Here is a 25631-nt window from a genome sequence, read left to right as displayed (position 1 = left end):
TACGCTCAAGGATCCAGCTCACTCTTTGTTCACGTGGCAGGAACTCTGTTTTTATTCTTAACTTTAGCTATAACATACAGAACGCGGTACCACCGGAAATCATTCGTTTTTTACGCTCTCGGCGCGATTAAAGCCCTTTTTTCAAGCCGAAAACGGATGAGAGCCTGCCTCGGCTTGATGGCAACATGATGAAAACGAAGATAAAAAAACTGGCCATAAGGCCAGTCTGAAAAAATTCAAGCTGGTGAGCAAATATAAACCAGAGTCCGGGTTCATCAAACCGTCGAGGTGACGCCAGCCCCCGGAACCCCCTTACCACCCGGTAAAACGGATGATTCCAGTCAATAACAGGGGCTTCAGCGCCGGCGCTTGTCCAGCCACACCAGTAACAGACAGGCCCCCACCGATACGCCAATAAAGCCCAGCAGAAACATCAGCGGCATGGCCGTGTAGTCAAGGACGCTCCAGATTAGCTCTTCCAATGCACTCATGAATGCTCCAATAAAATCCCAATGGCGGCCGCCTGACAGACCTCGGCACAGACGGCTGTCAAAGCAGACTCACGCTGGTTCACATCAGGCCCGTAGCAAAGCGTAAGCCATGCCTCTGGCACAAATTAACGACCAGCGCCGCTTGGCCATAAACAGGGGAAAAGCCGCCGGCCCGAACAGACAGCCCAGCAAGGCCCAGCGGCGCGGTGGCAAGGCACTCTGCAGTGCGGCAACGTAAAACAGCCCACCAAACAAGAGAGCTGCCAGCGTAATGATAAGGATCATGATATCGACCTCCTGATGGCGAAAGATTAGCACAGCCCCTGCTGGCTTGTCAGGCAGCCCGAACCAGCACCTTTAATCATTAAAACTGATAAACAATCTAAAAAAGTTCAATTTTTATTAGATGCAAGCTCGCCATACACTGCCCTTCTACTTAATGCAGGAGGACACCAGCATGTTTGCAATTATCCAGGGGCTTGGCCTCGCCGCCTTGTTATCGGCCATCAGCATGATGCTGGTACAGCGTCTTGATACCAGCATCAGTCCACTGATTTTTGCCATCCTGCTCGGTCTGGTCCTGGGCAATGTGTTGCCCGGACTGGCCGGGAGCAAATGGCAGCCTGGACTGGCCTTCTGCAAGAAGCGATTGCTGCGGATCGGGGTGGCTTTTTACGGTATCAATATCACGTTGCAGCATATCGCCGCCGTGGGTGTCGGCGCCCTGCTGGTTGATGCGGTGATGCTGCTGTCCACCCTGGCTCTTGCGTACTGGCTGGGCCGCCGCTGGCTGGGACTGGACGCGCCGACCAGCCTGCTGGTGGGGGCCGGCTCGGCCATTTGTGGTGCCGCCGCCATTCTTGCCACCGAGCCGGTAGTGCGAGCCAAGTCACAACAGACCGCGGTCGCGGTAGGCACCGTGGTGATCTTCGGCACCGTCGCCATGTTCGCTTATCCGCTGCTGTACCCCTTGATCGGGTTTTCTCCCGAGGCCATGGGCATTTATACCGGTGCCACCATCCATGAAGTCGCACAGGTCGTGGCCGCCGGCTCTGCCATGGGTAATGACGTGGCCCAAACGGCCGTGATCACCAAACTGACAAGGGTGATGATGCTGGCACCGGTATTGCTGGTGCTGGGCAGCTGGCTCAGCCGTCGCAGCGGTGTCGAGGCGGTACGGGCACCCCAGCCCTGGTTTGCCTACGGTTTTATTGCGGTGGTGGTGTTCAACTCGCTGGTTCAGCTACCGCCGGTCTGGGTAGGCACCATACAGCAGCTCGACAGCTGGGCGCTGACCATGGCCATGGCGGCACTGGGGCTGGGTACACACATCGGCGCACTGAGGTCGGTCGGCTGGAAACCGCTGCTGCTGGCCGCGATACTGTTCTTGCATTTGGTGATGACTGGGCTAATAGTGACTCATGTAGCGACATCCTGGTTGTAATACGGTGCGCATTGATGCCACCGGCTCCAAGGACAAGGAGGTAACGATGCCCTACCGTAATATTCTGGTTGCTCTGGAGCTGAACCACAGGGAAAAGCCGCTGTTGAAACGGGCCGTGGAACTGGCCGAGTGCCATCAGGCCGGGCTGCACATCATTCATGTCGAGCCCGACCTGAGCGGGGTTTACATGGGCAGCCTGAGCCTGGACTTGCGCCAGCTCAAGAACAAGCTGCGCCTCGAAAGCGGCCATGAAATCATGCAGATGATCAAGGAGGAGCACCACAAGGTCAGCAGCGTGTCACTGCCTAACGGCGACGTTCGCCATGCGGTGCAACTGGCGGTAAAGGAAAAACAGGCGGACCTGCTGATCTGCGGCCGCCAGCTTGAACGTCCCTTCCTCGGCCACCTGTTTGCTCATTCAACCGGTTTTCTCGATATCAACGGCTGCGACTTGCTGGTGATCAAGCTCTCGGACAAAACCTGACTCGTACACCCATGGGTGAGGTGAGGCGTAAATCGTCGCTTTCCCCTCACCCCTTACCTCTCGATGAGGTCAACGCAGACAAAAACCCTGCTCTCGCAAAAACTCCAGCATGAAGGGCCGCGCCTCTTTCACCAGTGTCTCTCCTATCTGTCCGGTCCATGTCATTTCCTTGTTACCCCCGGTTCGGGTCCGGTAGTACTGCCGTACCTGCTCGTCGTAACCCTGCATCCGGGCATCGTCGAAGCGTGCCGGATAACGGTTTTCAACAAACATCAGGCTGGCCGGCAGCCGGGGCTTGGGCTCGGGATCCTGGGCGGGATAGCCAAGGCAAAGCCCGAACAGCGGGACCACCCCTCTGGGCAATGCAAGCAATTCGCACAGCGCGTGGGGCTGATTACGCACCGCCCCGATGAAAACCCCGCCCAGACCCAGTGATTCTGCCGCCGTCATGGCGTTCTGCCCCATCAATGCGGTGTCGATGGCACCGATCAGCAACTGCTCGGCAAAGCCGGTCCTGGCCTCGGGCACCCACTGCAGGTGGCGGTGGAAGTCGGCACAAAATACCCAGAATTCGGCGGCGGTGCCGATATAGGCCTGATCACCACAGAGGGCCATCACCTTTGCTCTCAGCTCCGGGTCGGTTATCCGGATCACCGCCGACGCCTGCAAGAAACTCGAACTGGACGCCGCCTGAGCCGATGCCATAATCGCCTCTCGCTGTTCGGCACTCAGGGGTTGTTCGGTAAATTTGCGGATGGAACGGTGATGACGCATTACCTCGATAGCGGCTGACATTGTTACCTCTTGCTGTCGGTCTGTGTGTATCATCACCTTAATGGAATCGAGTACCGAATGGGAGTGAGGGTGCGGGAAACACAACACATAAAACCCATGTCCCGTCACAACGGCTGGACCCTGACCCTGGCCGGCCTGGTGCTCATGCCGGTGCTGCTGCTGATCAACTACTGGCTTGACGGGCGAGGTCAGCTGGTGGTGATCTTTCTGTTTCTGGTCAGCCTGGTGATGACGGTGCTCGGCATCCTCAAGCTGCGTGAGCCGGTTTACAGTTTTTCGCTGAGCGCCGACACCCTGCATTTTCATCACAAAATCGGCGGCTGGAGCCTGCACTGGAGCAATATCATCCGGGTTGACCAGCCCCGGCTGCACAGCGGACTGGATCTGGTGGCGCTACCCTATATCGGCGTTAAAATCCGCGATTACGACGAATTTCTACCGCTGATGAGCCCACGGCTGGTGGTACACCTGCTGACCGAGCAACGTCCGCTGCTGGCCATGGCCCTACGCCACGGTGCCGTCAGCCGTCATCATCTGCAAGACTGGCTGGTGGAAGACGGAGAATACCGCTCGGCCGGCGGCCGGCATTATCATGGACTGGCCGCCATGCTGGGCCACCGCATGACTCACTTGCGCGAGCTTTATGGTTACGACCTGCTGATCCACGAGTCCAACCTGGACCGGGAAGTACCCGAATTTATCGCGTTGTTGCGTCGTTATCTGCAGCCGGTCATCTGACCGGCCCGCACTTGAACACCGGCACACACCCATACCAACATAGACAAGATCGATGAAGAATCTGGATGCGTTTTACCTGTTTATCAAGGTGGTACAACAAGGCGGCTTTTCCCATGCCGCCAGCCAGCTGGCCATGCCCACCGCCACCCTCAGCCGACGTATTTCGGCCCTGGAGCAATCGCTGGGCTGCAAGCTGCTGAGCCGCACCACCCGCAAGCTGCAGCTGACCGAGGAAGGCCGGCGTTACTATGAACGGCTCAACCCGCTGCTGGCCGAAATGGAGCAGGCCACCGGCGACATTCAAGGTCAGCGCCAACGCATGAGCGGACTGATCAAGGTTGCCGCCCCCATTGCCATCTCCAACACCTTCCTGATCGACGGTATTACCGACTTTTGCCTTAAATATCCGGAAATACGCATCGATCTGCTGCAAAGCAACGACTATACCAGCCTGCTGGACACGGACCTGGATGTGGTGTTCTTCAGCGGCGAGCTGCCCGACTCCAGCCTGCGAGCCCGTCGCCTGGGCGAAGTGCATTACGGCCTCTTCGCCTCCCCGCAGTATCTGGAGCGCGAAGGCACACTGCTGGAGCCGGAGGCGCTGGATCAGCACCACATCATCCAGTGCTGGCCGCACCGCAACTGGCAACTGACCCATGAAGACGGTCGCCGCTTTCACCTTAAACCGGTGGCTCGACTATCGGTCAATCAGATGCAATCGGCGGTCAAGGTCGCCATTCAGGGGCTGGGGATCGTCAACGTGCCCAAGCATTATGTGGCGCACCACGTCAATGCCGGGCTGCTGAGCCCGGTACTGCCCGAGTGGCTGGGCGGTAAACGCCCCTTTCATATGGTGTATCACAACCGGGAGCTGGCGACGGTTCGGCTGAATACCTTTATCGAGTTTATCGATCGGCACATGCGGGAGCGGCTGGCGTCAACCTGGGTCAGACATCGGCGGGGGAAAAACGAAGAAGAATAAACAACGGGCAAAAAAATGGGCAGCTTCCGGCTGCCCGATCCCACTAACAAAAGGTATTCTGAATTCTGTTAAAGAAGGTAACATAGCTGCTGCAGCTGCATTAGCCGTTATTACGCAAAACGAAAAAAGCGATTATTCCATTTTTGCAATAATCAGCTGTTTTCGGGCAGGTCCTGCTCCCACAGAATGACGCGCCCCTCCGGCCAGCGTTGTTCAAGATTTGCATATTGCTGTTCCAGCTGGTGGCGCTTGATCTTGAGCGTGGGGGTCATGATGTTGTTTTCTATGGTCCAGGGCGACGCCATCACCAGGATACCGCCGAGCCGCTGATGAGACTCCAGTCGCTGATTGATGTGGCCCAGGGTGGTGCTCAGTTGCTCGGCAATGGGCCCCTTATGACGCAGATCCGCGCCTTCGGCCAACTGCACCAATGCCACCGGCTGCGCCTGGCCGCTGCCGATCACACAGGCCTGCTCGATCAGGGGTTGTTCGGTCAGCATGGTCTCTATCGGAACCGGCAGTACATATTTTCCCTTGGCGGTTTTAAAGGCGTCTTTCATCCGCCCGGTAATGGTGAGATAGCCGTCATGGTCGAGTGCTCCCTGGTCACCGGTATGCAGCCAGCCATCCTGCAGCGTCTCGCGGGTGGCCGATTCCTGCTTGTAATAGCCATGCATCATGCCCGGACAGCGGCACAGTATTTCACCGTTGTCGGCGATGCGGATCTCGACCTGAACGCCCGGCTTGCCCACGGTACCGACCTTGTCGGAACGATAGGGATAGTTGAGGGTCGAGTACGCCAGATTTTCGGTCATGCCCCAGGCTTCGGTGATCGGCATATCCAGCCTTTCATACCAGCGCAGCAGAGAGGGCGAGACCGGTGCCGAGCCGCACCCCAGAATACGGGCGGCGCTCAGTCCCAGACCGGCTCGAATCTTCTTTTTGACCAAACCGGAAATAAACGGAATTTTCAGCAGCAGATCCATTTTTTTCTGCGGCAGCTTTTCCAGGATGCGACTGCGAAAGTTGGTCCACAATCTGGGCACCGAAATAAACACCGTGGGCGAGATGGTTTTCACATCATCGATAAAGGTGTCCAGGTTCTGGGCAAAACCGACCGACATCCCGCCATAGAGACTGGCCCCCAGCACATAGACCCGCTCGGTAATATGCGACAACGGCAGATAGGAAAAAGCGCGGTCCTCGCTGTTCAGCCCGACGGTTTTGACTATGCCCTGGCAAGCCGCCGCATAGGCGCCAACGTCGATCATCACCCCCTTGGGGTGGCCGGTGCTGCCCGAGGTATAGACCAGGGTCATCAGTCGATCCGGCTCCGGGAGCGGTGGCCGAGCCATGGGCTCGTGCGCCAGCAGGCTGTCCCAGTGATGATGACTCGACATGGTGGACGGATACGGCATACTGATGCGGATAATCCCCTCGGGGATACCCGGCTCCTGTACATCCGGCTCGTCCAGTTTACCGATGAAGATGGCCCGGCTCTCGCTGTGCTCCAGCACATAACGCACCGTCTCGGCCCCGGCGGTAGGATAAATGGGCACACTGACAAACCCACCCATCTGCAAGGCAAAGTCGCAGATAAACCACTCGGCACAGTTTTTGGACAGCAGTGCTACCCTGTCGCCGGGCTCTAGCCCCAGGGCACTCAGGCCTGCCACCAGCCGAGCAGCCAGTTCCAGTACTCTGGACCAGCTGTAATGATGCCAGTGGCCATTTTTAGGCTGACTCAGGTAGACGTCTTCAGGCTGTTGTTCGGCCCGGTAATACAGCATTTCCAATGGTAGTCTGGCCGGCGGTCGGGTCATGGACATCCTCGTGAGCGGGCAAGCTGGGTATCTAGTAGCATAGCCGAAAGCGGCCGCAGTGAGGTTGCCAGCGTGTTGATATGTCTCACAAAGTCGACGCGGTACGCCGGGAGGGGGATGGCTCAGCTCACCACATGAACCGGACTTAAAAGACGTACTCTTATACTTTCCTGCTCAATCATCTCGAACACTCTGGGGCGAATCTCCCGTCTCCACCACTCGTCATAGGTATTGGCATAGACTTGCTGCCGGTGTGCCTCGTTGTCAAATTCCCTCAACCACACAAACCATTCCGCATCGTTTTCATCCGTGTAGATATACGTCTGCAGGACCCTCATCCCCTTCGAGATCTGATAAGGCAGAATGTCGGCCTGCATCCAGGACAGCCATTGTTCCCGCATGCGGGGTTTCAACTTGTATTCTCTCAGCTCGACAATGGACAAGACTCAGCCTCCTGCCACGGCAGCCAGGGCAGGCCGGCTTTCACCGCTGCCACTGTCATCGCCTGTTCTGCTCCCAGGTAGCCATAGACCCGGATGCCAAAAATATGCAGCATAAGGCTGGTCGCATACAGCCTGGCCTGCTCGGGCGAATAGGCTTGCCCCAGATAGTCGGCATAGAGGCGTTCATTTTCGCTCAGATAAGTACTCACACTGTGCTGTAGTTCACCACCGGATGCCGCCAGTTCCAACTGACTCTTGACCAGAAAACAACTGCAATAATCCACCTGGCCGGACTCCTCCACCATTCGCAACAGTTGCCGGCAAATGCCCTCGCCGATGGACGGCGCCTGTTCCAGCGTCTGGCGCAGCATGGCCTGAGACTGACGGGCATAATGTTCCAGCGCTGCCAGATAAAGCCCTTCCTTGCTGCCGAACGCCAGATACAGGCTGCCGGGCTTGAGCCCGGTCGCCTTGACCACCATCTGCATGGAGGCACCGCTAAAGCCCTGCTGCCAGAATAGTCGGGTTGCATCCCGAATCACCTGCTCCCGATCAAACTGTATTCGCGTCATCTTTATTCCCACCTTGCTTCACAGGTGAAGTATACCCATTGGTTGAATGAATGTTCAAATTCAACTTGAATGCTCGCTCAAGAGGTGCTTGAATGATCATTCAAAATAATACGGAGTCCACCATGATCAAGTTCTTTTTCAACCGTGCCCCCAATCCACTGAAGATTGCCCTCTACCTGGAAGAAACAGGCCTGCCCTATGAGCTGGTGCCCGTCGACACCCTGAAGGGCGAACAGCACTCACCTGCCTTTCGCCGCATCAACCCCAACGGCAAGGTGCCGGCCATTGACGATAACGGCGTGCGGGTGTTCGACTCCACCGCCATTCTGCTCTATCTGGCCGAGCGTTCGGGCAAGCTGGCCGGCGCCCCGCAGGATCGCGCCGAGCTGCTGTCCTGGATGATGTTTGTCGCCAGCGGTGTCGGGCCCTTTTCCGGCCAGGCGGTTCACTTCAAGTACATGGCCCCGGAAAAGATCCCCTATGCCATCAACCGCTACGAGCGTGAAACAGAGCGTCACTACGAGGTGCTGGATGCGCATCTGGAAAACCGTCAGTACCTGGTTGGCGACAGCTACAGCATTGCCGATATCTCGGCCTGGGGCTGGCTCGACAAGGCCGCGTTTATCCTGGGTGAAGAAGCCCTGCAGGCCTACCCGAACCTGATGCGCTGGTTCGACCACGTCAACAGCCGCCCGGCCGTTGCCCGCGCCCGGGAAGTCGGCAAGGATATCGCGTTCAAGGCAGAGCGTGACGACGACGCCATGCGCGCCCTGTTTCCGCAGAATTATCCGAAAGCGTCCGACGCCAGCTGAGGATGGCCTGGGCCCCATGGCCGGACAGGACCATCACTGCGTGCAGTACGCCCTGTAACGGTCTACGCCATGGAAGGCTGCCTCAACGGCTGTAGGGCACAGGCTTGCTTTGAGCCCTAACTTGTCACAGTATGTTCCCCGGTCGGTTCCTCGCGGGTAGCAACACCATCCCAGCCCTGTACCTGGATGGTAGCTACGCCTTCCCCTCGCAATACGTTGAGAACACGGCATGACACATTAATTCTTATCATCTATCTGGAGAAGAAGAATGCCTGTTGAAAAAATTGTCACCCTTGAGCAGTCCGAGCCGGTATCACGCACCTCTGGGCCCAAACCCAACCCGAAATCCGGTGAGCCTTTCACCAACAACGTCACCTATTTTGATCACAGTTCAGGAAACTTCAAGGCTGGTACCTGGGACTGCACCGCCGGCAGCTGGGAGCATAACCACCCCAAGCTCGAGTTCTGCTATATCGTTGAAGGCAGCGTGAAGATCATCGAGGAAGACAGTGGCGTGACCCATGTGTATAACAAGGGAGATTCCTTTGTGGTACCAAAAGGCACCCGTGTTACCTGGGTTGTTGAAGAGTACGCCAAGAAGCTCTTTGTATCCGCGGCCCACCTTGAAGGCCTGTAATCCCCGCCCGGACAGTCTCGGGTAACGTGAATAAAACGGACACGGCAGGCTCAACACCGGAGTCTGCCGCTACAAAGAGCCGGACATATCCCCTGACTCGGGTTACGCTCAACGCAGCCTGTCGGCCCATTTTCCATCATGGTCTCGGTCGCAGTTTTCTTCGGTGTCATACGCAATGCGGCCTGCCACAGATTTTGGAGTGATGCCCGCGTCGGAGAGCCTGTTCTGGATCAGGGCATTCAATTCTTTATGGCTGCTGCCGGCAATAAAACGCGCAAGGTTTTCATTGGTATCGAATACACACACCACCCTTAGGCTTGCAGGAAAGTCCGAATAATCGACAATATGAGTAAGCCATTGAAAGCCGGTGATGTCTTGCAACGCCCTATCGCAAACGGCAGTCAACTCGACTCGAAGCCGGTTTTCTATTTTCTTGTCCGTCTTTCGCATTCGTCACCTTATTTTGTCTCATGCCCAACGCCGGCTGAGTATGGCAACAACCATTGTGCTCGCATTTTATGATTGGAGCCTTGCCATTGACTACATGGCAGATAACAGACATAAAAAAACCCGCTGATCACTCAGCGGGTTTTCTTGAAGATGGCGGTGAGGGAGGGATTCGAACCCTCGATACTATAAAAACCGCAAACAACAATCGTAAACCATTGATTAATAAAGGCTGTCGCCACTTGAGTGTGAAAATTCTGTACCAATTTTCTGTACAAATCAAGCCCTCGATAATCGAATGAATAGTAGGCATCCGAACAGTACGGCCCTCTTGAGTTCCCCGGTAGCCCGGAAGTCCTTGTTGGCAAAGCGCAGCTTCTGGCCGCAGAGTTTCCCCTCCTCGTCATAGTAGGGGGCCACCTGCACCAGCTCCCCCTTGAAGGAGCCGATGAAGTAGCCGAATTTCTTGCAGGTTTCCTCGGTGAGTTTGCGCTTGGAGAGCGCACGGTATTCCCCGAAGGGAACCAACGGTTTGTCTGTTGCCACTTGCTTGCCTCTCGGTTTGGAAGGCTCCCCGTCTTCGTCCTCCTTGATGTTCACACCACAGGAGAAACAGCGTCCCCATCCCCGGTCGTTGATGGAGTAAGCGTCAGAGGAAGCACAGTTAGGACAGGGCAAGTGGGTATGCACCCACTCGCTGCTCATGCTGATAACTTCTGTTCAGCTTGTTCAAGGATGTGGCGGGGGTAGACCTTGACCTCGGTATCCACCGGGCCTTCCTTGGTCATGTAGACACGGTGCTGGGATTCCACGGTGATACCTACTTCTTCCAGCAGCTTCTTAGCCATGAAGGCCAGACGCATGGTGTAGCTCCGGTCGAAGTAGCGGTGAGTCAGGGCTCGGTACTCGTCGAGGGTGACAAGGTTCAACTCATCGGACATCTCCTTGTTCTCGGCCTCCAGCTTCGCCGCTTGCTCGGCCAGCTCGGCAGCCAGACGCAGCGCCTCGGGGAAGGACTGGGGAACCTGCATGGTCATCGACTGTTCCGGCTTGGTGATGTTCAGCTCGGCCTTCTTGTTGAGGATGTCGTCGATGACTGCATCACAGAAGACGGCGAACTTCGGGTCGAGCCAGCGGGCAAAGAACACGGCCAGCTTCGGGTGGCCCCAAGTGCCGCCGTTACGGCCTCGCTTAATCTCATAAAGGTGGGAAAATCCCACGTTTTCCATTGCCTCCATGTACTGGATAGTCGAGGGGAGCCGGAGGAATTCCTTGGCCTCTTTGCCAAATGTGGCGGCGGCTTTGGTCATGTTGAAGTAACCGTCCTCACGGAAGGTGAAGGTCTGGCCTTGGTACTCACGGTAAATCAGGTTGCTCATTACTTGGTCTCCTCTACGGTGGTTATGGTCATACTGCTGCTTCGTCAGTCAGAAGCTGGCGGAGAGCTTCCAGTCCCTTCGCTGTGATGCGGGTTTGAGGGAAGCTCATGCCGGTATCGGCACGGACACGGGCCTTCACGGTCAGGAAGCCTTCAGTGGTTGCGTAGGTGGTCGGCGCATCAGTGGCGCTTTTCATCTTCCAGCCGATGGAGCGCAGGTATTCGTTGAGCGCACGGGCGTTACGGAAGCCCAGCGCGTTCGCCGCTTCGGTGGAGTTGTAGGAACCTTTGGTTTCGATGTAGGTATCGAAGGCTTCCACCTTCGGCGCTTGCTCGGTGAGCTGGGCTTGCAGACGTTCGGTCTTGGACTTCAGCATCTCCATGGCCTTGAGCAGCAGCTCGGCTTCTTCCAGTTCACCCATGGCTACCTGAGCGACTGCCCGGTCAGAGAAGGCCACTCCGTTGGTTTGCAGCTCGTCGTAGGCACGGATGACCTTGAGGTGGAAGGCCGGGGAGATCCACATGGCGTAGGCGTAGACCAGCTCCTTGCAGACGTAGGTGCCGGGAGTTCGGCCACCGTGCATTTTCACCAAGGCGGGAATTCCCGTCTTGCTCGCCTCCTCGACAAGCTCTTGAGTTTTCTGGTTACGCAGCCACTCATTCGGCTTGTGTTTGGCCTCACCACCGGCTGCTTTGTGCAGGTCGTTCAGGCAGTAGCGGCCTTCATCGTCTTGGCGAACGGTTACATCAGCGACAATCAGTTGGCTCATTACTTGGTCTCCTCTACGGTGGCTTCAGCGGTAATCAGTTGGCGAATGTTCTGGGCGATGTTCTTGGCGGCCTGAGCCTCGGCGGTCAGGTCAAGGTTCTGCTGTTTCAGCTCGTCGATGCGGGTAGTGTTCACCTCCACTTGCTTGGTGTTCTGTTTGGTCAGGGCTTCCAGCTTGGTCAGGGTCTTGTTGAAGCCGGTCAGGATGGACTTCAGGTTCTTCATCACTTGGTCTCCTTCAGGGAATAACGGGCGTAGCGTTGGCCGGTCAGCTTGTTGTGTTCCATCACGGACTCGATGCGGTAGCCCAGCTCCTTGAGGTCAGCGATGCGCCGGGGCAGAGCGGCGACACCGAAGTCCATCAGGGCGGAGCGTTGGGTGATGGTGTGACCCTTGCGGAGATGGTTCAGGATGACCTCGCACTGAGGCGAGAGGTTGCGTTGCTTACTGATAGGCATTGGTTTTCCTCACGGTTGTTGTGGGTCTTGAAAAGAGAAAACCCCCAGCCGGAGCCGGGGGTCTTGTGGTTCTCCAATACTGTCCCCTAATCGAATTAGGGAGACGTAACCGTGAGCTGTCAGGACTGGTTGAATGTGAAGGTGTCCTGCTGGCGCAAGCCTGACCGTGAGTAGAAAACAGACAAAAAAGCCCCTTTACACAGGGGCTATACAAGCAGGAATAGGAAGGGACGATGCTATCTGTGGAAGTCGCTTGCCCTTCGAGGTCAGACGGAGTGTTTTCCGTCGGTCTTCTTCGCCTGTCCCAAAATCAAATCAGGGCTTACCTAACAGGTGACTTATGAAAAACAATCGTAGGCAGCTCAGCCACCCACTTGCTTCTGTCACTCATAAAAGTTGATGGTATTTTTCAGATCGTCTTCAAACCCAAAAATATCATCTAACGTCTCTATTGAGTGGCGGGTCTCATTTTTATCAGCATCGAAGATTCCTATGTATTTCTGCTTGGCATTGAAACGCAGACGGCACAGCGGTTTGCGATTATTGTCATCCAACAATACACCGAAATAGCTCTGGGTATCCCTTGCAACAATACGTTGTGCATCCACTTTCTGTCTGAGGATGGCTTTAACGATATTGAAGCCTTCGACCTCTTCCTCGGTAGTAACAATCTTGGGAGACTTATTATCCTCAACCTCTACAGCAACATCAGGTGCGGAAGGTGGAGCTGCTTTCGTTTCACCATCACCCATAGCTGACTTCAGACGAGCATTTACACTGTCATTCAAAAATTGCTTCAGAGCTTTAGTTGTAAGTTCCAAGAATTGAGCCTTGACCTTGGGTGTCTGAACCCCATCATAAACCTTGGAAGTAAGGAACTTCACAAACTCTTCACCAGGAGACTGGAACTGCTCTTGTAGTGCAACCTTGAGCTGATTCAGGTATTTCAACTCTCCTGCTGCATCTACCACGGATTCAACATCGAATGAGTTTTTGGTGAGCTTTTTGACCTCAGGAATGACGTGTTCGTCCAGATCTTCCAGATCAAGCGTCAGAAATGGCTTCTCATCCATGCGGTTAGGCTTGTCAATATCAGTGTAGAACTGGTACTGAACGCCGTTTGTCAGAATCGCAATGCGGGCATTTGTCACTGAAAAGTAACGAAAAAGCTGACTTGCGTGTTTGGTGGAAAGTGGATCACCATACTTTTTGCATTCCATCAGAATCTGCACTGCTCCGTCTTTCATCAGTGCATAATCCACTTTCTCGTGCTTTTTCGTCCCTACATCAGCCGTAAACTCAGGAATAACTTCGTTGGGATCGAAAATGTCATAACCGAGCACAGAGTGAAGAAAGGGCATGACCAAGGCGTTTTTGGTAGCTTCTTCTGTAGATAAACTACCAGAGACTTGCTTTACCTTCTTGGCCAGCCCATACAATCGTTCCATAAAATCCATTCGCCGTACCCCTTGTTATTATTTGACCTTAAAATACAACATTATTGGCCAAATAATGCAATAAGAACCCTTCCATAGTATGTGTACTAAGCGTGTAGTGTCACAGTGGTACTGCTTGAATGAAGTGGATTAAACCGAAAATAGTGGCATTACTTGTGGATGTCCGCCAATCGAGCAGCCAGCTCCTTACCCTTCGAGGTTAGTCTCAGAGCTTTTCGACGGCGTTCTGCTGGGTCTTCTTCTGCTGTGACCAAATCAAGTCCGGGCTTTCCCAACCGATGGATCTTGGAGAGCATGGCCAGATTGCGAGAGCAGGAAGACTGGGAGAAGCCCGTTTCTCTGATGATTTCTTTTGATGTTATACCTGGCTGCACTGCGATCAGCAGGAACATATGCGCGGCTTGCAGTGTCAGGTCACTGGATGCTTCTCTTATCTCGCCAATGGACTGAGCGAGTCTTCTCAGCGCAATTCTCTCGGAAATATCAGCGTGAGTAATCATGTTTCGATCCGTTATTTACTACTTTGACAAATGACAATGATGGGGATAAAGCTCGACCTTCACTCTGAAGGTGACGGTTTATTAAACAGTCGATTTGTGTACAGCCCCGTCGAATTCCAAGCCAGTTCCCCTATTCCGGGGCACCTCAAGTACAAGTCGCCTAGAAAGGCATGGATAACCAAACCTGCCAGCCTGAGATGAAAGCCCCAGCGGCCAATAGAGAGTTCCAACATGAGTGTCCTCCTGATTAGAAAAGTAAACCAGATCTGTCAGAGACACCCTATCTATAGCATTACAAAACAAACAAGTAAATCAGTTAAATCAATAACTTACAATCCATTCTGGCATATAATGCGAGACTGTATTGTTACGACCAACGCCACTACCGTTCGATCAATGAATGACCAAGGCTATCAGCCCTAGACAATCAATGCCTGTTTTCATCCAGTTGTTATTCTTATGCACTCACTGTCACAAAGGTCAGGAAGAAATCATATCTAACCTGATGATGTGACGAAGGGTGAGTTGCCGCTATAACTGAAGCAAAAAACAAATTCACCCCAACACCAATAAATGATATCAATTCTCATTTTTATAAAGGAAAGCTGCTGCACTTGCCTGTCTTCACTCGAAGCGCCTCCTTATCTACTGCTATTCCAAATTCAGCCTCTCAATCTGTACCTAATAAGATATACCTAAACGAGCACAATCACTCTCCCACAAAAATCGTACCGATAAGACTCTATTGACAACCCAAACGGATACACTATAAATAGATACAGTCAAATAGGTACACTAATGGAGAGAGGGTGATGAGCACACAACACTTCATCCGGGGATACCTCCGGGCTTCTACTGATGATCAGAACGCCAACAGGGCAAGGGCCACGCTTGAGCAGTTCGCCAAGGACAACGGTGCAAGGGTCGCCGCTTGGTATACAGAGAATGCCAGCGGCACCAAGACCGATCGTTCGGAGCTGATGCGCTTGCTGACAGATTCTCACGCCGGGGACGTTCTGCTGATTGAGCAGGTTGACCGCCTGACCCGACTGACCAAAGCTGACTGGGACACACTGAAGACGGCCATCAAGCAAGCTGGTGTCAGAATCGTGTCGCTGGACTTGCCCACCAGTCATGCAGCCATGACGGTCAGCAGCAACGACGACTTCACCGCCAGAATGCTGGATGCCGTCAATGCCATGCTGCTTGATATGCTGGCCGCCATTGCCCGGAAGGACTATGAGGACAGACGCCGTAGACAGGCTGAAGGCATTGCCCTTGCCAAGAGCAAAGGCGTCTACCGTGGCCGTCCCGTTGATCAGCAGCTTCGAAACAAGGTCACTGAGCTGAAGGCCAAAGGGTTCAGTATCAGGAAGACGGCAGAGCTGGCCGGGTGTGCTCCCAGTACGGTACAGCGGATTCTCAAAGAAGATATTGGGGCGTAGCTTCCCCGCAGATTGAAGGCACCGGACGGTCAACCTGTAGCTGGCAAACCAGTGCCCTTTGTATGCCCCCACTGGCTTTGCTTTATGCTGGAGCCGACCGGGGGGCCACGGGGGGAAGCAGTAGACAGCGGGCGTTCAATACCCTCTCACATTTTTGTAGCAAAAAATCCTGGGCCTAACGCCGCCTGTGTCCTGTGTCCGGCCCTTTGAGCTCCCGGAGTCTGGCCCGAGCCTCGGCTCTTGGCCCTGTCTTCCGGTTCACCTTGACCTCCTTGAGGATGGGCTTGCGCGGCTGATTACGGATGCTCAGGGTAGCCTCACTCATTGTACTGCCTCCTCGGAGGTCTCGGTCTCCCGTGCTGGCCGAACATACTCGTAGTCACCAGCTTGCCGATATTCCCTGACTGTCCGACCGCGAGCCGCAGCTACCGCCAGTTTGTCAGCCAGGTCATTCTGCGGGTGTCCGCTATGGCCCTTCACCTTGAAGAGCTGGACTTCGTGCTGGTCAAGCAGTTCATCCAGTTGCTGCCAGAGTTCCTGATTCTCCACGGGTTTGTTGTTGCTGGTCAGCCATCCCTTGGCTCGCCAGTTGAACCGCCACGTTTTGCATCCATTCCGGGCATAGGCGCTATCAGTGTAGATATGGATGGTCTGTTGACTGGCCTGAACAGCCTTGAGTCCTTCGAGAATGGCTTGCAGCTCCATGCTGTTGTTGGTCGATGGTGTGGCGTGTCCACTGATACGGAGTTGCTTATGCCCGCTCTCAAGCACTGCTGCCCAACCACCGGGAGCGTTATCAGCACCGTTTTTCAGGCACGAACCGTCTGTGTAGAGTCGTATGATGGAAGATGTCATGGTTGATTGCGTCCTCAACTTCGAAAGCGACTGGCTCCCTTCAGGCAGACAGACCAGTGAGCGGACGCATACCGCCTACCTGACCAGTCGCCTTCGAGGGTGTCACTGGGTTAATGGGAAAGATGGAATCTGAGGTCGGCTCAGGGAGAGGCCGACAGAGCTGATGGATACCGACAAGGGAAAGCTGACAACGATGAATCACCATCATCATTATCCGTGTCTGAACCCATCACGGGAGAGATCATCAAGTTGTCCTTGTGGTAGTCACTGTGAGTGAGTCTGATGGAGTGACCACAAGTCAGTCTTGATGTCAGGTCTAGTAGATAGAGACCAGTATTAGTTTTTTCTAAAGATGGTAATGGATAAGAGAAGCTCTTGTAGAACAACTATTAGTCCCACCTTTAGGTGGGGCTTCGCCCCCTCTACTTCCACCACCTGAACCGTGTCGTATCAGATGTAGCCGACCTCACCACAGTGCCCCCTCAAGTCATCTGCGCAGTCTTGTCCGGTTCATGTCTGCCTCAACTGCCACCAGTGGAAATGCTCCACAGGTGCGTTCATACAGCTCATGCCGAAAGCTCAAAGAAAGTAGGCTCATGAGCGACAGTTACTTGACCGTGCTCGGCGAGGTCTTGGCGGGAGGAGGAACGTCGTCGAAAAGCGTTCTCTTCCTCCATAAGTGTCACCTAATTCGAACGTCGTCGATCTTGCAGTTATCTTGCAACTTTTCAGTATTCGGTAGGACGTGAACAGATGCTCTTTCTCTCAGTGAATTCACGTTACAAATGGGCTGTGCCCTCCTTCATGACAACCGCTCTGAACCCTGCGTTTAAACGCCCTCAAATCGCCATACAGATCAGCTATCCTCACCCAAGGCAATCCTATACCAAGCCAGTAAAAAAGCTTCAGATTGCTTCTGCGGGGATCTGGTGATCACTGTGGGGGCTGACCTCAACCGGCACCGTTGGCTTGTTCAACAACCCGGCCTCGGCGGCAATACTGGGAAACCGTTGCAGCTCTTCAGCCATGCGCCGCAGCGGGTTACTGCCATAGCTGCCACCCACGTTGACGGGTGCATGACCAGTGATCCAGTCACTGACTGCCGTCTCGATACCGGCCTCACGACAGAGCGTCTTGAAGCTGTGCCGGAAGCCATGTGACGGGCTTGCCTGAGTCGTGAGCTTGACGACTACCTTCAAGTACTTGGCCCATACCTTTCCGATTGCATGGCCATAGCCGTTGACCGGATGCGGTTGCAGCTTGGGGAACAACCGACCGCTGACCGACAGTGAACGCACATAGTTGAGGAAACCCAGCTCCAACAGGTCTGCATGAAGTGGCACCTTGCGCCGACTGCTGCCGGTCTTGATGGTCTTGTCGTCACCGGGCTGAATTGAGAGATACCAGATACCAGTGTCCTCATCTTGGCCAACATCGGATACCAGCATCTGTGCCAGCTCCTCTCGTCGGGCTCCGGTGTACAGCATAAGCAGAGGCAGCCAGTAGAGCGCCTGACCGAAGTCGGCTCTGGGCGGCTTCCACTGACCGGTGAATACGGGGCTGCGGAAGATGGTGAGCAGTTCAGCTCGGGTATAGTGCTTGTCCTCGGCGGTGCGGGTCGCTGAACGCTTGGCGGCCTTGGCAATGCCCTTCAGCATTCCAGAGGCAGAGATTGGCTCCTCCTTGATCACATCCAGCCGCTGCACAGCGAAGTTAAGGACGGCAGAGAGGGCTCGCAGTTGCTTCCTGACGGTGGTCAGCTCCACAGTCGGCATGTTCTCCGCTTCAGCCTTAGCGATTAGCTCTCTTGCAGACAGACCACGAGTCCCTTTGCCTCTGGCCGGGAACCTGCCCAGCAGAGCACGGAACTCCTGACATTGAACTCGGGTGATTTGACTGACCGCTAAGTCCCCGAACAGCTCGATAAAGCGGTTGATGGTGGAGCTGAAGTCGTTGACGGTCTTCTGGGTGCTGCGGGTATCACCATCAGTCAGGCGCTTGTCATCTGCCCATGCTTCGAACACCTCGGAGAGAGTTGGGGCAGTTACCTCCGGCTTCTGCTGCCGTTCAGCTTGCAATGGAGCCTGAGCCGCTTGCAGGTGAAGCGGTGTTGACCAATCGCCTCGATGGCGTCGAGCTGCCAGTTGGCAAAGTTGCAGCCACCGCTGGAAGAAGGATTCCACCAACGCTCGGTGAGCTGGTTCTGCTTCGTCTGGCAGGGGCAAATGGTGAGTCTTCAGAGACTGTCTGATGAAGGGCTCAACGGTAACCAGTCGAGCCTTGGAGCTATCTGCATCCACCACATCACTTGCTGGTAACGTATCACCATCAGTGACTACCAGAAAATCGGCAATACTTTCCGGCTGACGCTCCCAGCCGTCCATGACACCGGATGCCCAGCGGTCTGCTAGCTTGGGGGCATCTGAAGCAATAACACGGGAACGACCGGCAAGCTGCTCACGGGCGGCGGCAAAGGCTTCTTCGCACCGGGCTGATTCGGCGGCAAAGCGGGGACGGGCAACGGACAGTTCCTTGGTCTTGAGTGAGACCTTCCACTCAGAGCGGCCAATGCCATTGCGAATATCAGCGGGGACTTGACGACGAAAGTAAAAGACCCCGGATTTAGGATGCTTCCACGGTGTAGCCATGACACTCATTCTGTACCACCTTTCTGTACCAATAGGAGAAAGGCGACTTGGGTTCTGAAACGAAAAAACCCTTGAGTCCGTTAAGAATCAAGGGTTTATCTTGTTTGGCGGTGAGGGAGGGATTCGAACCCTCGATACGTTGCCGTATACACACTTTCCAGGCGTGCTCCTTCAGCCACTCGGACACCTCACCATATTGTTGTGTTTTTTGATAACTGGTGTCACTTTCACCACTTTATTATCGCTGCCGGTCTGTTACTGTCCTCGGCGAGCGGGGCGTATAGTAGGCAAGCCGATGCCGGCATGCAATCTTTTTTTCCTCACCGCCGAACTGTTTGCACAATATTGCGCCACCCCGGCGTTACCCGGTCGTGACAGGCGACGACAGCGGGGGATTCTGGCATAATAGCCACCCGGTTTTTTCAGGTAAATTAGGACGATAATGACGGCAACAGCAGCGCTAACTCAGCTTCACGAACGCTTTCGGGGCTATTATCCGGTGGTGATCGACGTGGAAACCGGCGGTTTTAATGCCAGTACCGATGCCCTGCTGGAAATTGCCGCCATTACCCTGAAGATGGACAAGAACGGCTGGCTGGTACCGGATCAGACCTTTCATTTCCATGTCTCCCCCTTCGAAGGCGCCAACCTCGAGCCCGCCGCCCTGGCCTTTACCGGCATCGACCCTTACAGCGCCCTGCGCGGGGCCGTGTCCGAGCACGAAGCCCTGGAGCAAATCTTCAAGGGCGTCCGAAAGGGACTCAAGGCCAACGGCTGTCAACGCGCCATCGTCGTGGCCCACAACGCTTCCTTCGATCACGGCTTCGTGATGGCGGCGGCGGAACGCGCCGGTATCAAGCGCAATCCCTTCCATCCCTTCGCTACCTTCGACACCGCGACCCTCGCCGGTCTGGCCCTGGGTCAGACCGTGCTGGCCAAAGCCTGTAAAACCGCCGGCATGAGCTTCGACAACAAGGAAGCGCACAGCGCCCTGTACGACACCAGCAAAACTGCCGAACTGTTCTGCCGGATAGTCAATCGCTGGAAGGAGCTGGGCGGCTGGCCCCTCGCTCCCATCGAGACCGATATCGTGAACGAAGACAACAGCGGCCCGGCCGAGTCGACGCCTTCGATATAAGGCGCCGCCACTGGCATCGAGAGCAAACAATCGTCATGCCCGCTCCCCGGCCGTCATTCAACCGGGGTGCGGGCGTTTCAGTCAACCGTGACCGGCACGCTCAGGTGACCGGTCCTGACCCACAATCGGGTATCGGGGCCGGCCTGCAACGCGGGCTGACTGTCGGGCGGAAAACGCAGCCAGCTTAACGCCGGGTAGCCCGCGTCCCCTTCCCGCAGTTCACCTTCCAGCACCAGAATTTCCAGCCCGTGCCGATAACGGCACTGCGGAAAGGAGCCCCCTGCGGGAAAGTGCAGTACGCTGGTATGCACACTGCCATGATGGTGCAACGGCAAGCGACGATAGCCTGATTGCCGCTGATCCATAACCCCTGCCCGGGCAGCACCTTCAGCCACCTCGTATCATCTTCGTCAAACTGGTTCAGCTTGACGAAAATCAGGCAGCCTTCGCGGGTGAAGGAGCCGTGGCGGCTGCCGGGCGGATGACGTACATAACTGCCGGCGGGATAATCGCCGCTCTCGTCGGAAAAGGTGCCTTCCAGCACCCAGAACTCTTCACCCATGGGGTGAAGGTGCTCGGGAAAACGAGCATGAGGTTCAAACCGCACCAGGCTGGTCACATGGCCGCTTTCGGCCTGTTGTCGCTCCAGTGGATAGCGCCATACGCCCGCAGCCGGTGATGGCTGCCAGCGGCCGGCGTCGTAGTTAAGGGAAAGCGGTTGGGAAAAATTCATGTTCAGCATCGGTTCATGTCCCGACAGACGAGGGTAGGCTCATCCTCGCCCGCCCTCGCGTTTGGGTCAAGTACGAAACACCGAGAGGCTCCTTGATCTTACCGCCTCGTGCTTGGCACCTCACACCTCACTATTGATATACCGATAACCATCACCATCGGCCACGAAGGTCAGCCGGTGGCTGATGCAGCTCGGCGCATCCTGCTGGTGATGCGACACAAACAGCAACTGGGTGCCGCCTTCGGCCACCAGCAGATCGATCCAGCGTTTGACCCAGTGTCGATTGAAACTGTCCAGCCCCTGCAACGGCTCGTCCAGGATCAGGATCGGCGGATGCTTGACCATGGCGCGAACAATCAGCAGCAGCCGCTGCTGGCCATAGGACAAATGACGGAACGGCTCGTTGGCCAGCTGCTGCATGCCGAGCAGGCTCAGCCACCGGTCGGCCAGCGCCAGCTGGGCATCGCCGGGCTGCTGATAGATACCGATGGAGTCGAAGAAGCCGGACAGGATCACCGCCCGCGGGGTGGCGGTAACACGGTAATCCTGCTGCATGGTGGTACTGACATAACCGATATGCTGCTTGATGTCCCAGATGCTCTCCCCACTCCCTCGGCGGTGGCCGAACAGGGTCAGATCGTTGCTGTAACCCTGAGGATGATCGCCGGTCACCAGGCTCAGCAAGGTCGACTTGCCGGCGCCATTGGGGCCGATGATCTGCCAGTGCTGACCCGGGTCTACCTGCCAGTTGAGTCCGGTGAGAATACGCTTGTCACCGTAGCTGACGTTGATGTCACGCATGATGATACGCGGAGTATCCGCATCCAGCACCCGGCGCCGGGCTCCGGATCGGCCGGAGGCAACGCCTGGGTCGCCGCTTCCATCGCCGCCAGGTGAGTCAGCTGCATCAGCTGGGCCGAGGCCGCCACCTCGCGCGGGGGCCGGCCAGGCCCAGCTCGCATTCGGTCAGAATACCGAGCCGGTCGGAAAAATCGGGAATTTCCTCCAGACGATTCAGGATCAGCACCAGGGTCTGCCCCGCTGCCACCAGCTCCTGCAGCAGGCTCATCAGACCCTCATGCGATGCCACATCCAGGCCGTCGAAGGGCTCGTCCAGGATCAACAGATCCGGCTGTTGCAACAGGGCGCGGCACAATAGCACCTTGCGGGTCTCACCGGTGGACAAAAAACGAAAGCCCCGGTCCAGCAGCGACTGAATACCGAACCGCGTGGCCAGGCTGTCCAGCAGGGCCGCATCGCCGCCTTCCTCCAGCATGATCTGGCGGGCACTGTGGCCTTGATCCTCGTAGTCGAGCAAGTCGCTTTCGTCTTCTTCCCGCTCCCGATCCATCAGCTGCTGGAGTTGCTCGAATGATACCCACTCGATGCGTTCGAAGCCGTTGTCGGCCTCACCACTCAGCAACGTCAGCTCACCGGCCAGCGCACGAGCCAGGGCGGTTTTACCGCTGCCATTGGCACCGACAAAGCTCCAGCATTGTCCAGCACCCAGCTCAAGCTGCCGGATAGCCAGGCGATGATGCTCGCCGATGGAAAAGTCGGCGTTACTGATACGAATGGCGGTCATGGGATCAAAGTTCCTTCTCGATAAATGACAAAAAACACATCATCGGCAACCCGGCTCTGTGATGCAAGTAACAAAATGAACGGGTAAATCGTTAACTGTGAGCCAGCACTCAACCGAAGCCGACAGAACAGGCTACCGTCTGAAGGTCGTCTTTTTTCATCGAGGAATTCATATGCGCTATCATCCAGACCTGATCAACGAACTGAATCTGTTGTTGCATTTCAATCTCGACACCACTCAGCAAGGCATCAAGGTCCATCACGATGCCGAGCCGGCATTGATTGCCGCCGCTATTCGCCTGCACGACAAGGGGCTGAGCACCCAGCCAGACGGCGGTTACCTGACCGATCTGGGCCGGGAAGCCAGTGAACACGCCCAGGCCCTGCTAACCCTGTTACGCCAGCCCGAAACCGCCTGACCGGTCATCACGCATAAAAAATGCCGGCGGCTGCCGGCATTTTTATTTCGTTCGGAACCGCGAGGGGCTTACAGGCCGCTGGCGTTCTCGGACAGGTACTTGGCTACACCTTCGGTGGACGCCTGCATACCTTGCTTGCCTTTTTCCCACTGGGCCGGGCACACTTCGCCGTTGGTCTCGTGGAATTCCAGGGCATCAACCATGCGCAGCATTTCGTCGATGTTACGACCCAGCGGCAGATCGTTAACCACCTGGTGACGTACCAGGCCGTTCTTGTCGATCAGGAAAGAACCACGGAAGGCCACACCGGCTTCCGGATGCTCTACGTCGTAGGCTTTGCAGATTTCATGCTTGACGTCGGCAACCAGCGGGTATTTCACCTGGCCGATACCACCGTTTTCCACGGCGGTGTTACGCCATGCGTTGTGGCTGAACTGGGAATCGATGGACACGCCAATCACTTCAACGCCGCGCTTCTGGAACTCTTCAAAGCGGTGATCGAAGGCGATCAGCTCGGACGGGCACACGAAGGTGAAGTCCAGCGGGTAGAAGAACACTACGGCCGCTTTGCCCTTGGTGAATTCCTTCAGGTTGAAGTTTTCAACGATTTCGCCATTACCCAGTACAGCAGCAGCGGTAAAGTCGGGGGCCTGACGGCCAACCAGTACGCTCATGTCTATCTCCTTGGTGATTACACTAATGGGTTTCCAGAAAACCATCTCATTCGACTACACAGTATATGGGCGACGACGGCCAAACCCAAGGGGCAGCACAGCCAATATGTGCACGGTTGCATAAAGTTGCAGCAGCGGAAAATACCGCTGTCAGACAAAAAAGCTCGACATTCGAGGCTGAATTTGCAAACTACCCCCCCTTGTTTCCCTCAGCCAACAATACCATAAGGATAATCAATGAATCCTGTTGTCATCGCCGTCTGCCTGATGCTGGCCCTCAGCCTGCTACGCATCAACGTGGTGGTTTCCCTCGCTCTTAGCGCCCTGGTGGGCGGTATGGCCAGTGGCCTGTCTCTCACCGAAACGGTCAATATCTTCTCCAATGGCCTCGGTGGCGGCGCCACCATCGCCCTCAGCTACGCCATGCTCGGCGCCTTTGCCGTGGCCATTGCCCGCTCCGGCATCACCGATTTGCTGGCACTCAAGGTAATCAAGGCCCTGGGCCAGGATGCCAGTAGCGGCCGCATGCTGTGGATCAAGGCGCTGCTGATGTGCACCATTTTGCTGGTGGCCATTTCATCCCAGAATCTGATCCCCATCCATATCGCCTTTATTCCCATCCTGATCCCGCCATTGCTGCATGTCATGGCCAGGCTCAAGCTGGACAGACGCGCCGTGGCCTGCGTACTGACATTTGGACTCACCGCCACCTACATGATGTTGCCCATCGGTTTTGGCGGTATCTTCCTCAACAACATTCTGCTGGCCAATCTGGTGGACAACGGGGTAGCCGTCAGCAAATCGATGCTGCCGACCGCCATGGCCATTCCGGTCGGGGGCATGTTTCTCGGGTTGCTGGTGGCGGTGTTTATCAGCTACCGCAAGCCCCGCCAGTATGACGAGAGCAAGATACTGGCCGTCGAACCCGAACATGTTCAGATCAACTTCGCCCATATTGCCATCGCCGTGGTCGCCATTCTGAGCGCCCTGAGCCTGCAGCTGTACAGCGACTCCATCATTCTCGGTGCCATGATCGGTTTCGTCATTTTCACCCTGGGTGGCGTCATCAAATACAAGGAAAGTCAGGACGCCTTTACCCAGGGGGTCAAGATGATGTCACTGATCGGTTTCATCATGATCGCCGCCGCCGGTTTTGCCGCCGTGATCAAGGCCACCGACGGCATCGGCAGCCTGGTACAGTCGGTGGATTTGCTGATCGGCGATAACAAGGCCCTCGCCGCCCTGGCCATGCTGGTGGTGGGACTGCTGATCACCATGGGCATCGGCTCGTCCTTTTCCACCATTCCCATTATCGCCCCCATTTATGTGCCGCTGTGTATCGCGCTGGGCTTCTCGCCGCTGGCGACCCTGGCCATCATCGGTACCGCCGGCGCCCTGGGTGATGCCGGTTCACCCGCTTCCGACTCGACCCTGGGCCCGACCTCGGGCCTGAACGCCGATGGCCAGCACGATCACATCTGGGACTCGGTGGTGCCGACCTTTGTGCACTATAACCTGCCGCTGATCGGTTTCGGCTGGATCGCGGCCATGGTGCTGTAACTCAAGCTGTAAGCAAAACAGCGACATCTGCACTACCACTATTTCATGCCGGGCAAGCCCCGGCATTTTTCTGTCTGCCATGTAATACAGAAAGTCGGACAAAGGGCCAGCTCCTCCGACACGCCGTGAACCCCATGGGGGCTCCACCGCGCCATCCCTGGCGCGGTGGGTCGGAGGAGCAAATCCCTTTACCCTCCTTACAGCTCCGGCGTCGCCTGCTTGTGATGCCAACAGCTAACTCAGGTGTCAAGAAGAGGCAACAGGGATTGCCTCAGCCGACCGTCACATGACAGGGATGATGAGATGGACACCTCTTGTGTAACCGGCGTCGCGATGCGCCATATT

30 protein-coding genes, 1 tRNA gene and 1 pseudogene are annotated in these 25631 nt (G+C 55.9%); 10 read left to right on the top strand and 22 right to left on the bottom strand.

Annotation, left to right across the window (positions count from 1 at the left end):
• Positions 1-356: 356 nt before the first annotated feature.
• On the bottom strand, positions 357-491 hold the full coding sequence (locus BFR47_RS11350) for a TIGR02808 family protein (protein WP_071473183.1): 135 nt from the start codon (positions 489-491) through the stop codon (positions 357-359).
• Between the two features lie 84 nt (positions 492-575).
• Entirely contained in the window at positions 576-776 is a 201-nt protein-coding gene (locus BFR47_RS11345) for a hypothetical protein (RefSeq protein ID WP_071473182.1), read from the bottom strand.
• Between the two features lie 172 nt (positions 777-948).
• On the opposite strand from BFR47_RS11345, the gene BFR47_RS11340 reads away from it, so the two are divergent.
• Both BFR47_RS11340 and BFR47_RS11335 read left to right on the top strand, forming a co-directional pair.
• Positions 949-1935, top strand: a complete 987-nt coding sequence (locus BFR47_RS11340) for a YeiH family protein (protein ID WP_217645537.1) — start codon at positions 949-951, stop codon at positions 1933-1935.
• A 46-nt stretch (positions 1936-1981) separates the two neighbouring features.
• A complete protein-coding gene (locus tag BFR47_RS11335; RefSeq protein WP_071473180.1) occupies positions 1982-2419 on the top strand; it encodes a universal stress protein in 438 nt (145 codons plus the stop codon).
• Positions 2420-2488: 69 nt separating this feature from the next.
• Here the strand turns inward: BFR47_RS11335 and nfsA are convergent, their stop codons facing one another.
• The gene (nfsA, locus tag BFR47_RS11330; RefSeq protein ID WP_071473179.1) at positions 2489-3214 is read right to left on the bottom strand and encodes an oxygen-insensitive NADPH nitroreductase; all 726 of its coding nucleotides are present in this window, start codon (positions 3212-3214) and stop codon (positions 2489-2491) included.
• A gap of 96 nt (positions 3215-3310) precedes the next feature.
• On the opposite strand from nfsA, the gene BFR47_RS11325 reads away from it, so the two are divergent.
• Both BFR47_RS11325 and BFR47_RS11320 read left to right on the top strand, forming a co-directional pair.
• On the top strand, positions 3311-3952 hold the full coding sequence (locus BFR47_RS11325; RefSeq protein ID WP_245748903.1) for a DUF2982 domain-containing protein: 642 nt from the start codon (positions 3311-3313) through the stop codon (positions 3950-3952).
• Between the two features lie 52 nt (positions 3953-4004).
• Positions 4005-4934 (top strand): LysR family transcriptional regulator, encoded by a 930-nt coding sequence (locus tag BFR47_RS11320; RefSeq protein ID WP_071473177.1) that lies wholly within the window; start codon positions 4005-4007, stop codon positions 4932-4934.
• A gap of 152 nt (positions 4935-5086) precedes the next feature.
• On the opposite strand, the gene BFR47_RS11315 is transcribed toward BFR47_RS11320, so the two are convergent.
• From BFR47_RS11315 to BFR47_RS11305, 3 genes are all read right to left on the bottom strand, one after another.
• Positions 5087-6763: an AMP-binding protein gene (locus BFR47_RS11315; RefSeq protein ID WP_071473176.1), complete on the bottom strand. Its 1677-nt coding sequence runs from the start codon at positions 6761-6763 to the stop codon at positions 5087-5089.
• A gap of 116 nt (positions 6764-6879) precedes the next feature.
• Entirely contained in the window at positions 6880-7200 is a 321-nt protein-coding gene (locus BFR47_RS11310) for an NIPSNAP family protein (RefSeq protein WP_071473175.1), read from the bottom strand.
• On the bottom strand, positions 7182-7772 hold the full coding sequence (locus BFR47_RS11305) for a TetR/AcrR family transcriptional regulator (protein ID WP_071473174.1): 591 nt from the start codon (positions 7770-7772) through the stop codon (positions 7182-7184). Before BFR47_RS11305 ends, BFR47_RS11310 begins: the two co-directional genes overlap by 19 nt.
• 122 nt (positions 7773-7894) lie before the next feature.
• Between BFR47_RS11305 and BFR47_RS11300 the strand changes: the two genes are divergently transcribed.
• Positions 7895-8584: a glutathione S-transferase family protein gene (locus BFR47_RS11300; protein ID WP_071473191.1), complete on the top strand. Its 690-nt coding sequence runs from the start codon at positions 7895-7897 to the stop codon at positions 8582-8584.
• Between the two features lie 268 nt (positions 8585-8852).
• A complete protein-coding gene (locus BFR47_RS11295) occupies positions 8853-9221 on the top strand; it encodes a cupin domain-containing protein (protein ID WP_071473173.1) in 369 nt (122 codons plus the stop codon).
• Between the two features lie 108 nt (positions 9222-9329).
• Here the strand turns inward: BFR47_RS11295 and BFR47_RS11290 are convergent, their stop codons facing one another.
• From BFR47_RS11290 to BFR47_RS11255, 8 genes are all read right to left on the bottom strand, one after another.
• Entirely contained in the window at positions 9330-9671 is a 342-nt protein-coding gene (locus BFR47_RS11290; RefSeq protein WP_071473172.1) for a Fis family transcriptional regulator, read from the bottom strand.
• A gap of 276 nt (positions 9672-9947) precedes the next feature.
• On the bottom strand, positions 9948-10214 hold the full coding sequence (locus BFR47_RS18035; protein WP_175514104.1) for a hypothetical protein: 267 nt from the start codon (positions 10212-10214) through the stop codon (positions 9948-9950).
• Between the two features lie 155 nt (positions 10215-10369).
• On the bottom strand, positions 10370-11047 hold the full coding sequence (locus BFR47_RS11280) for a KilA-N domain-containing protein (RefSeq protein WP_071473170.1): 678 nt from the start codon (positions 11045-11047) through the stop codon (positions 10370-10372).
• A gap of 28 nt (positions 11048-11075) precedes the next feature.
• A complete protein-coding gene (locus BFR47_RS18030; RefSeq protein ID WP_071473169.1) occupies positions 11076-11816 on the bottom strand; it encodes a KilA-N domain-containing protein in 741 nt (246 codons plus the stop codon).
• The gene (locus tag BFR47_RS11270; RefSeq protein ID WP_071473168.1) at positions 11816-12040 is read right to left on the bottom strand and encodes a hypothetical protein; all 225 of its coding nucleotides are present in this window, start codon (positions 12038-12040) and stop codon (positions 11816-11818) included. Before BFR47_RS11270 ends, BFR47_RS18030 begins: the two co-directional genes overlap by 1 nt.
• A complete protein-coding gene (locus tag BFR47_RS11265; RefSeq protein ID WP_071473167.1) occupies positions 12040-12273 on the bottom strand; it encodes a helix-turn-helix domain-containing protein in 234 nt (77 codons plus the stop codon). Before BFR47_RS11265 ends, BFR47_RS11270 begins: the two co-directional genes overlap by 1 nt.
• A gap of 383 nt (positions 12274-12656) precedes the next feature.
• The gene (locus BFR47_RS11260; protein ID WP_071473166.1) at positions 12657-13730 is read right to left on the bottom strand and encodes a type I restriction endonuclease; all 1074 of its coding nucleotides are present in this window, start codon (positions 13728-13730) and stop codon (positions 12657-12659) included.
• A gap of 149 nt (positions 13731-13879) precedes the next feature.
• Positions 13880-14230: a MarR family winged helix-turn-helix transcriptional regulator gene (locus tag BFR47_RS11255; RefSeq protein WP_071473165.1), complete on the bottom strand. Its 351-nt coding sequence runs from the start codon at positions 14228-14230 to the stop codon at positions 13880-13882.
• 812 nt (positions 14231-15042) lie between these two features.
• Between BFR47_RS11255 and BFR47_RS11250 the strand changes: the two genes are divergently transcribed.
• A complete protein-coding gene (locus tag BFR47_RS11250; protein ID WP_071473164.1) occupies positions 15043-15675 on the top strand; it encodes a recombinase family protein in 633 nt (210 codons plus the stop codon).
• 321 nt (positions 15676-15996) lie between these two features.
• Here BFR47_RS11250 and BFR47_RS11245 read toward each other — a convergent pair whose 3' ends face one another.
• From BFR47_RS11245 to BFR47_RS11235, 3 genes are all read right to left on the bottom strand, one after another.
• A complete protein-coding gene (locus BFR47_RS11245; protein ID WP_071473163.1) occupies positions 15997-16530 on the bottom strand; it encodes a ribonuclease H family protein in 534 nt (177 codons plus the stop codon).
• 905 nt (positions 16531-17435) lie between these two features.
• A complete protein-coding gene (locus BFR47_RS11240; protein ID WP_071473162.1) occupies positions 17436-19187 on the bottom strand; it encodes a site-specific integrase in 1752 nt (583 codons plus the stop codon).
• Between the two features lie 96 nt (positions 19188-19283).
• Positions 19284-19371 (bottom strand) — tRNA-Ser (locus BFR47_RS11235).
• 249 nt (positions 19372-19620) lie between these two features.
• Between BFR47_RS11235 and rnt the strand changes: the two genes are divergently transcribed.
• Positions 19621-20316 (top strand): ribonuclease T, encoded by a 696-nt coding sequence (gene rnt, locus BFR47_RS11230; protein ID WP_071473161.1) that lies wholly within the window; start codon positions 19621-19623, stop codon positions 20314-20316.
• A 77-nt stretch (positions 20317-20393) separates the two neighbouring features.
• Here the strand turns inward: rnt and BFR47_RS18685 are convergent, their stop codons facing one another.
• The 4 genes and pseudogenes from BFR47_RS18685 to BFR47_RS18020 form a co-directional block, all read right to left on the bottom strand.
• Positions 20394-20681: a cupin domain-containing protein gene (locus BFR47_RS18685; protein WP_245748901.1), complete on the bottom strand. Its 288-nt coding sequence runs from the start codon at positions 20679-20681 to the stop codon at positions 20394-20396.
• 107 nt (positions 20682-20788) lie between these two features.
• Positions 20789-21049, bottom strand: a pseudogene (locus BFR47_RS18680) (cupin domain-containing protein); the annotation flags it as partial.
• A gap of 120 nt (positions 21050-21169) precedes the next feature.
• Entirely contained in the window at positions 21170-21880 is a 711-nt protein-coding gene (locus tag BFR47_RS18025) for an ATP-binding cassette domain-containing protein (RefSeq protein ID WP_245748900.1), read from the bottom strand.
• A 76-nt stretch (positions 21881-21956) separates the two neighbouring features.
• Positions 21957-22634, bottom strand: a complete 678-nt coding sequence (locus BFR47_RS18020; RefSeq protein WP_175514103.1) for an ATP-binding cassette domain-containing protein — start codon at positions 22632-22634, stop codon at positions 21957-21959.
• 172 nt (positions 22635-22806) lie between these two features.
• Between BFR47_RS18020 and BFR47_RS11215 the strand changes: the two genes are divergently transcribed.
• A complete protein-coding gene (locus BFR47_RS11215; RefSeq protein WP_071473160.1) occupies positions 22807-23052 on the top strand; it encodes a TIGR02647 family protein in 246 nt (81 codons plus the stop codon).
• Positions 23053-23120: 68 nt separating this feature from the next.
• Here BFR47_RS11215 and BFR47_RS11210 read toward each other — a convergent pair whose 3' ends face one another.
• Complete coding sequence (locus BFR47_RS11210) at positions 23121-23726, bottom strand: peroxiredoxin C (protein ID WP_071473159.1); 606 nt, start codon at positions 23724-23726, stop codon at positions 23121-23123.
• 237 nt (positions 23727-23963) lie between these two features.
• On the opposite strand from BFR47_RS11210, the gene BFR47_RS11205 reads away from it, so the two are divergent.
• Positions 23964-25286, top strand: coding sequence for a Na+/H+ antiporter family protein (locus BFR47_RS11205; RefSeq protein WP_071473158.1), 1323 nt, complete (start codon positions 23964-23966; stop codon positions 25284-25286).
• Positions 25287-25631 lie beyond the last annotated feature (345 nt).

Origin of the sequence: Oceanisphaera psychrotolerans, from assembly GCF_001870485.1 — a bacterium.
GTDB lineage: Bacteria > Pseudomonadota > Gammaproteobacteria > Enterobacterales > Aeromonadaceae > Oceanimonas > Oceanimonas psychrotolerans.
The sequence above is the reverse complement of the archived record's forward strand: the minus strand, read 5'-3'. Positions and strand labels throughout refer to the sequence as shown.

Coding starts and splice junctions, on each gene's coding strand:
- BFR47_RS11350 (WP_071473183.1), bottom strand. CDS start 491: ATGAGTGCATTGGAAGAGCTAATCTGGAGCGTCCTTGACTACACGGCC.
- BFR47_RS11345 (WP_071473182.1), bottom strand. CDS start 776: ATGATCCTTATCATTACGCTGGCAGCTCTCTTGTTTGGTGGGCTGTTT.
- BFR47_RS11340 (WP_217645537.1), top strand. CDS start 949: ATGTTTGCAATTATCCAGGGGCTTGGCCTCGCCGCCTTGTTATCGGCC.
- BFR47_RS11335 (WP_071473180.1), top strand. CDS start 1,982: ATGCCCTACCGTAATATTCTGGTTGCTCTGGAGCTGAACCACAGGGAA.
- nfsA (WP_071473179.1), bottom strand. CDS start 3,214: ATGTCAGCCGCTATCGAGGTAATGCGTCATCACCGTTCCATCCGCAAA.
- BFR47_RS11325 (WP_245748903.1), top strand. CDS start 3,311: ATGTCCCGTCACAACGGCTGGACCCTGACCCTGGCCGGCCTGGTGCTC.
- BFR47_RS11320 (WP_071473177.1), top strand. CDS start 4,005: ATGAAGAATCTGGATGCGTTTTACCTGTTTATCAAGGTGGTACAACAA.
- BFR47_RS11315 (WP_071473176.1), bottom strand. CDS start 6,763: ATGTCCATGACCCGACCGCCGGCCAGACTACCATTGGAAATGCTGTAT.
- BFR47_RS11305 (WP_071473174.1), bottom strand. CDS start 7,772: ATGACGCGAATACAGTTTGATCGGGAGCAGGTGATTCGGGATGCAACC.
- BFR47_RS11300 (WP_071473191.1), top strand. CDS start 7,895: ATGATCAAGTTCTTTTTCAACCGTGCCCCCAATCCACTGAAGATTGCC.
- BFR47_RS11295 (WP_071473173.1), top strand. CDS start 8,853: ATGCCTGTTGAAAAAATTGTCACCCTTGAGCAGTCCGAGCCGGTATCA.
- BFR47_RS11290 (WP_071473172.1), bottom strand. CDS start 9,671: ATGCGAAAGACGGACAAGAAAATAGAAAACCGGCTTCGAGTCGAGTTG.
- BFR47_RS11280 (WP_071473170.1), bottom strand. CDS start 11,047: ATGAGCAACCTGATTTACCGTGAGTACCAAGGCCAGACCTTCACCTTC.
- BFR47_RS18030 (WP_071473169.1), bottom strand. CDS start 11,816: ATGAGCCAACTGATTGTCGCTGATGTAACCGTTCGCCAAGACGATGAA.
- BFR47_RS11270 (WP_071473168.1), bottom strand. CDS start 12,040: ATGAAGAACCTGAAGTCCATCCTGACCGGCTTCAACAAGACCCTGACC.
- BFR47_RS11265 (WP_071473167.1), bottom strand. CDS start 12,273: ATGCCTATCAGTAAGCAACGCAACCTCTCGCCTCAGTGCGAGGTCATC.
- BFR47_RS11260 (WP_071473166.1), bottom strand. CDS start 13,730: ATGGATTTTATGGAACGATTGTATGGGCTGGCCAAGAAGGTAAAGCAA.
- BFR47_RS11255 (WP_071473165.1), bottom strand. CDS start 14,230: ATGATTACTCACGCTGATATTTCCGAGAGAATTGCGCTGAGAAGACTC.
- BFR47_RS11250 (WP_071473164.1), top strand. CDS start 15,043: ATGAGCACACAACACTTCATCCGGGGATACCTCCGGGCTTCTACTGAT.
- BFR47_RS11245 (WP_071473163.1), bottom strand. CDS start 16,530: ATGACATCTTCCATCATACGACTCTACACAGACGGTTCGTGCCTGAAA.
- BFR47_RS11240 (WP_071473162.1), bottom strand. CDS start 19,187: ATGAGTGTCATGGCTACACCGTGGAAGCATCCTAAATCCGGGGTCTTT.
- rnt (WP_071473161.1), top strand. CDS start 19,621: ATGACGGCAACAGCAGCGCTAACTCAGCTTCACGAACGCTTTCGGGGC.
- BFR47_RS18685 (WP_245748901.1), bottom strand. CDS start 20,681: ATGGATCAGCGGCAATCAGGCTATCGTCGCTTGCCGTTGCACCATCAT.
- BFR47_RS18020 (WP_175514103.1), bottom strand. CDS start 22,634: ATGACCGCCATTCGTATCAGTAACGCCGACTTTTCCATCGGCGAGCAT.
- BFR47_RS11215 (WP_071473160.1), top strand. CDS start 22,807: ATGCGCTATCATCCAGACCTGATCAACGAACTGAATCTGTTGTTGCAT.
- BFR47_RS11210 (WP_071473159.1), bottom strand. CDS start 23,726: ATGAGCGTACTGGTTGGCCGTCAGGCCCCCGACTTTACCGCTGCTGCT.
- BFR47_RS11205 (WP_071473158.1), top strand. CDS start 23,964: ATGAATCCTGTTGTCATCGCCGTCTGCCTGATGCTGGCCCTCAGCCTG.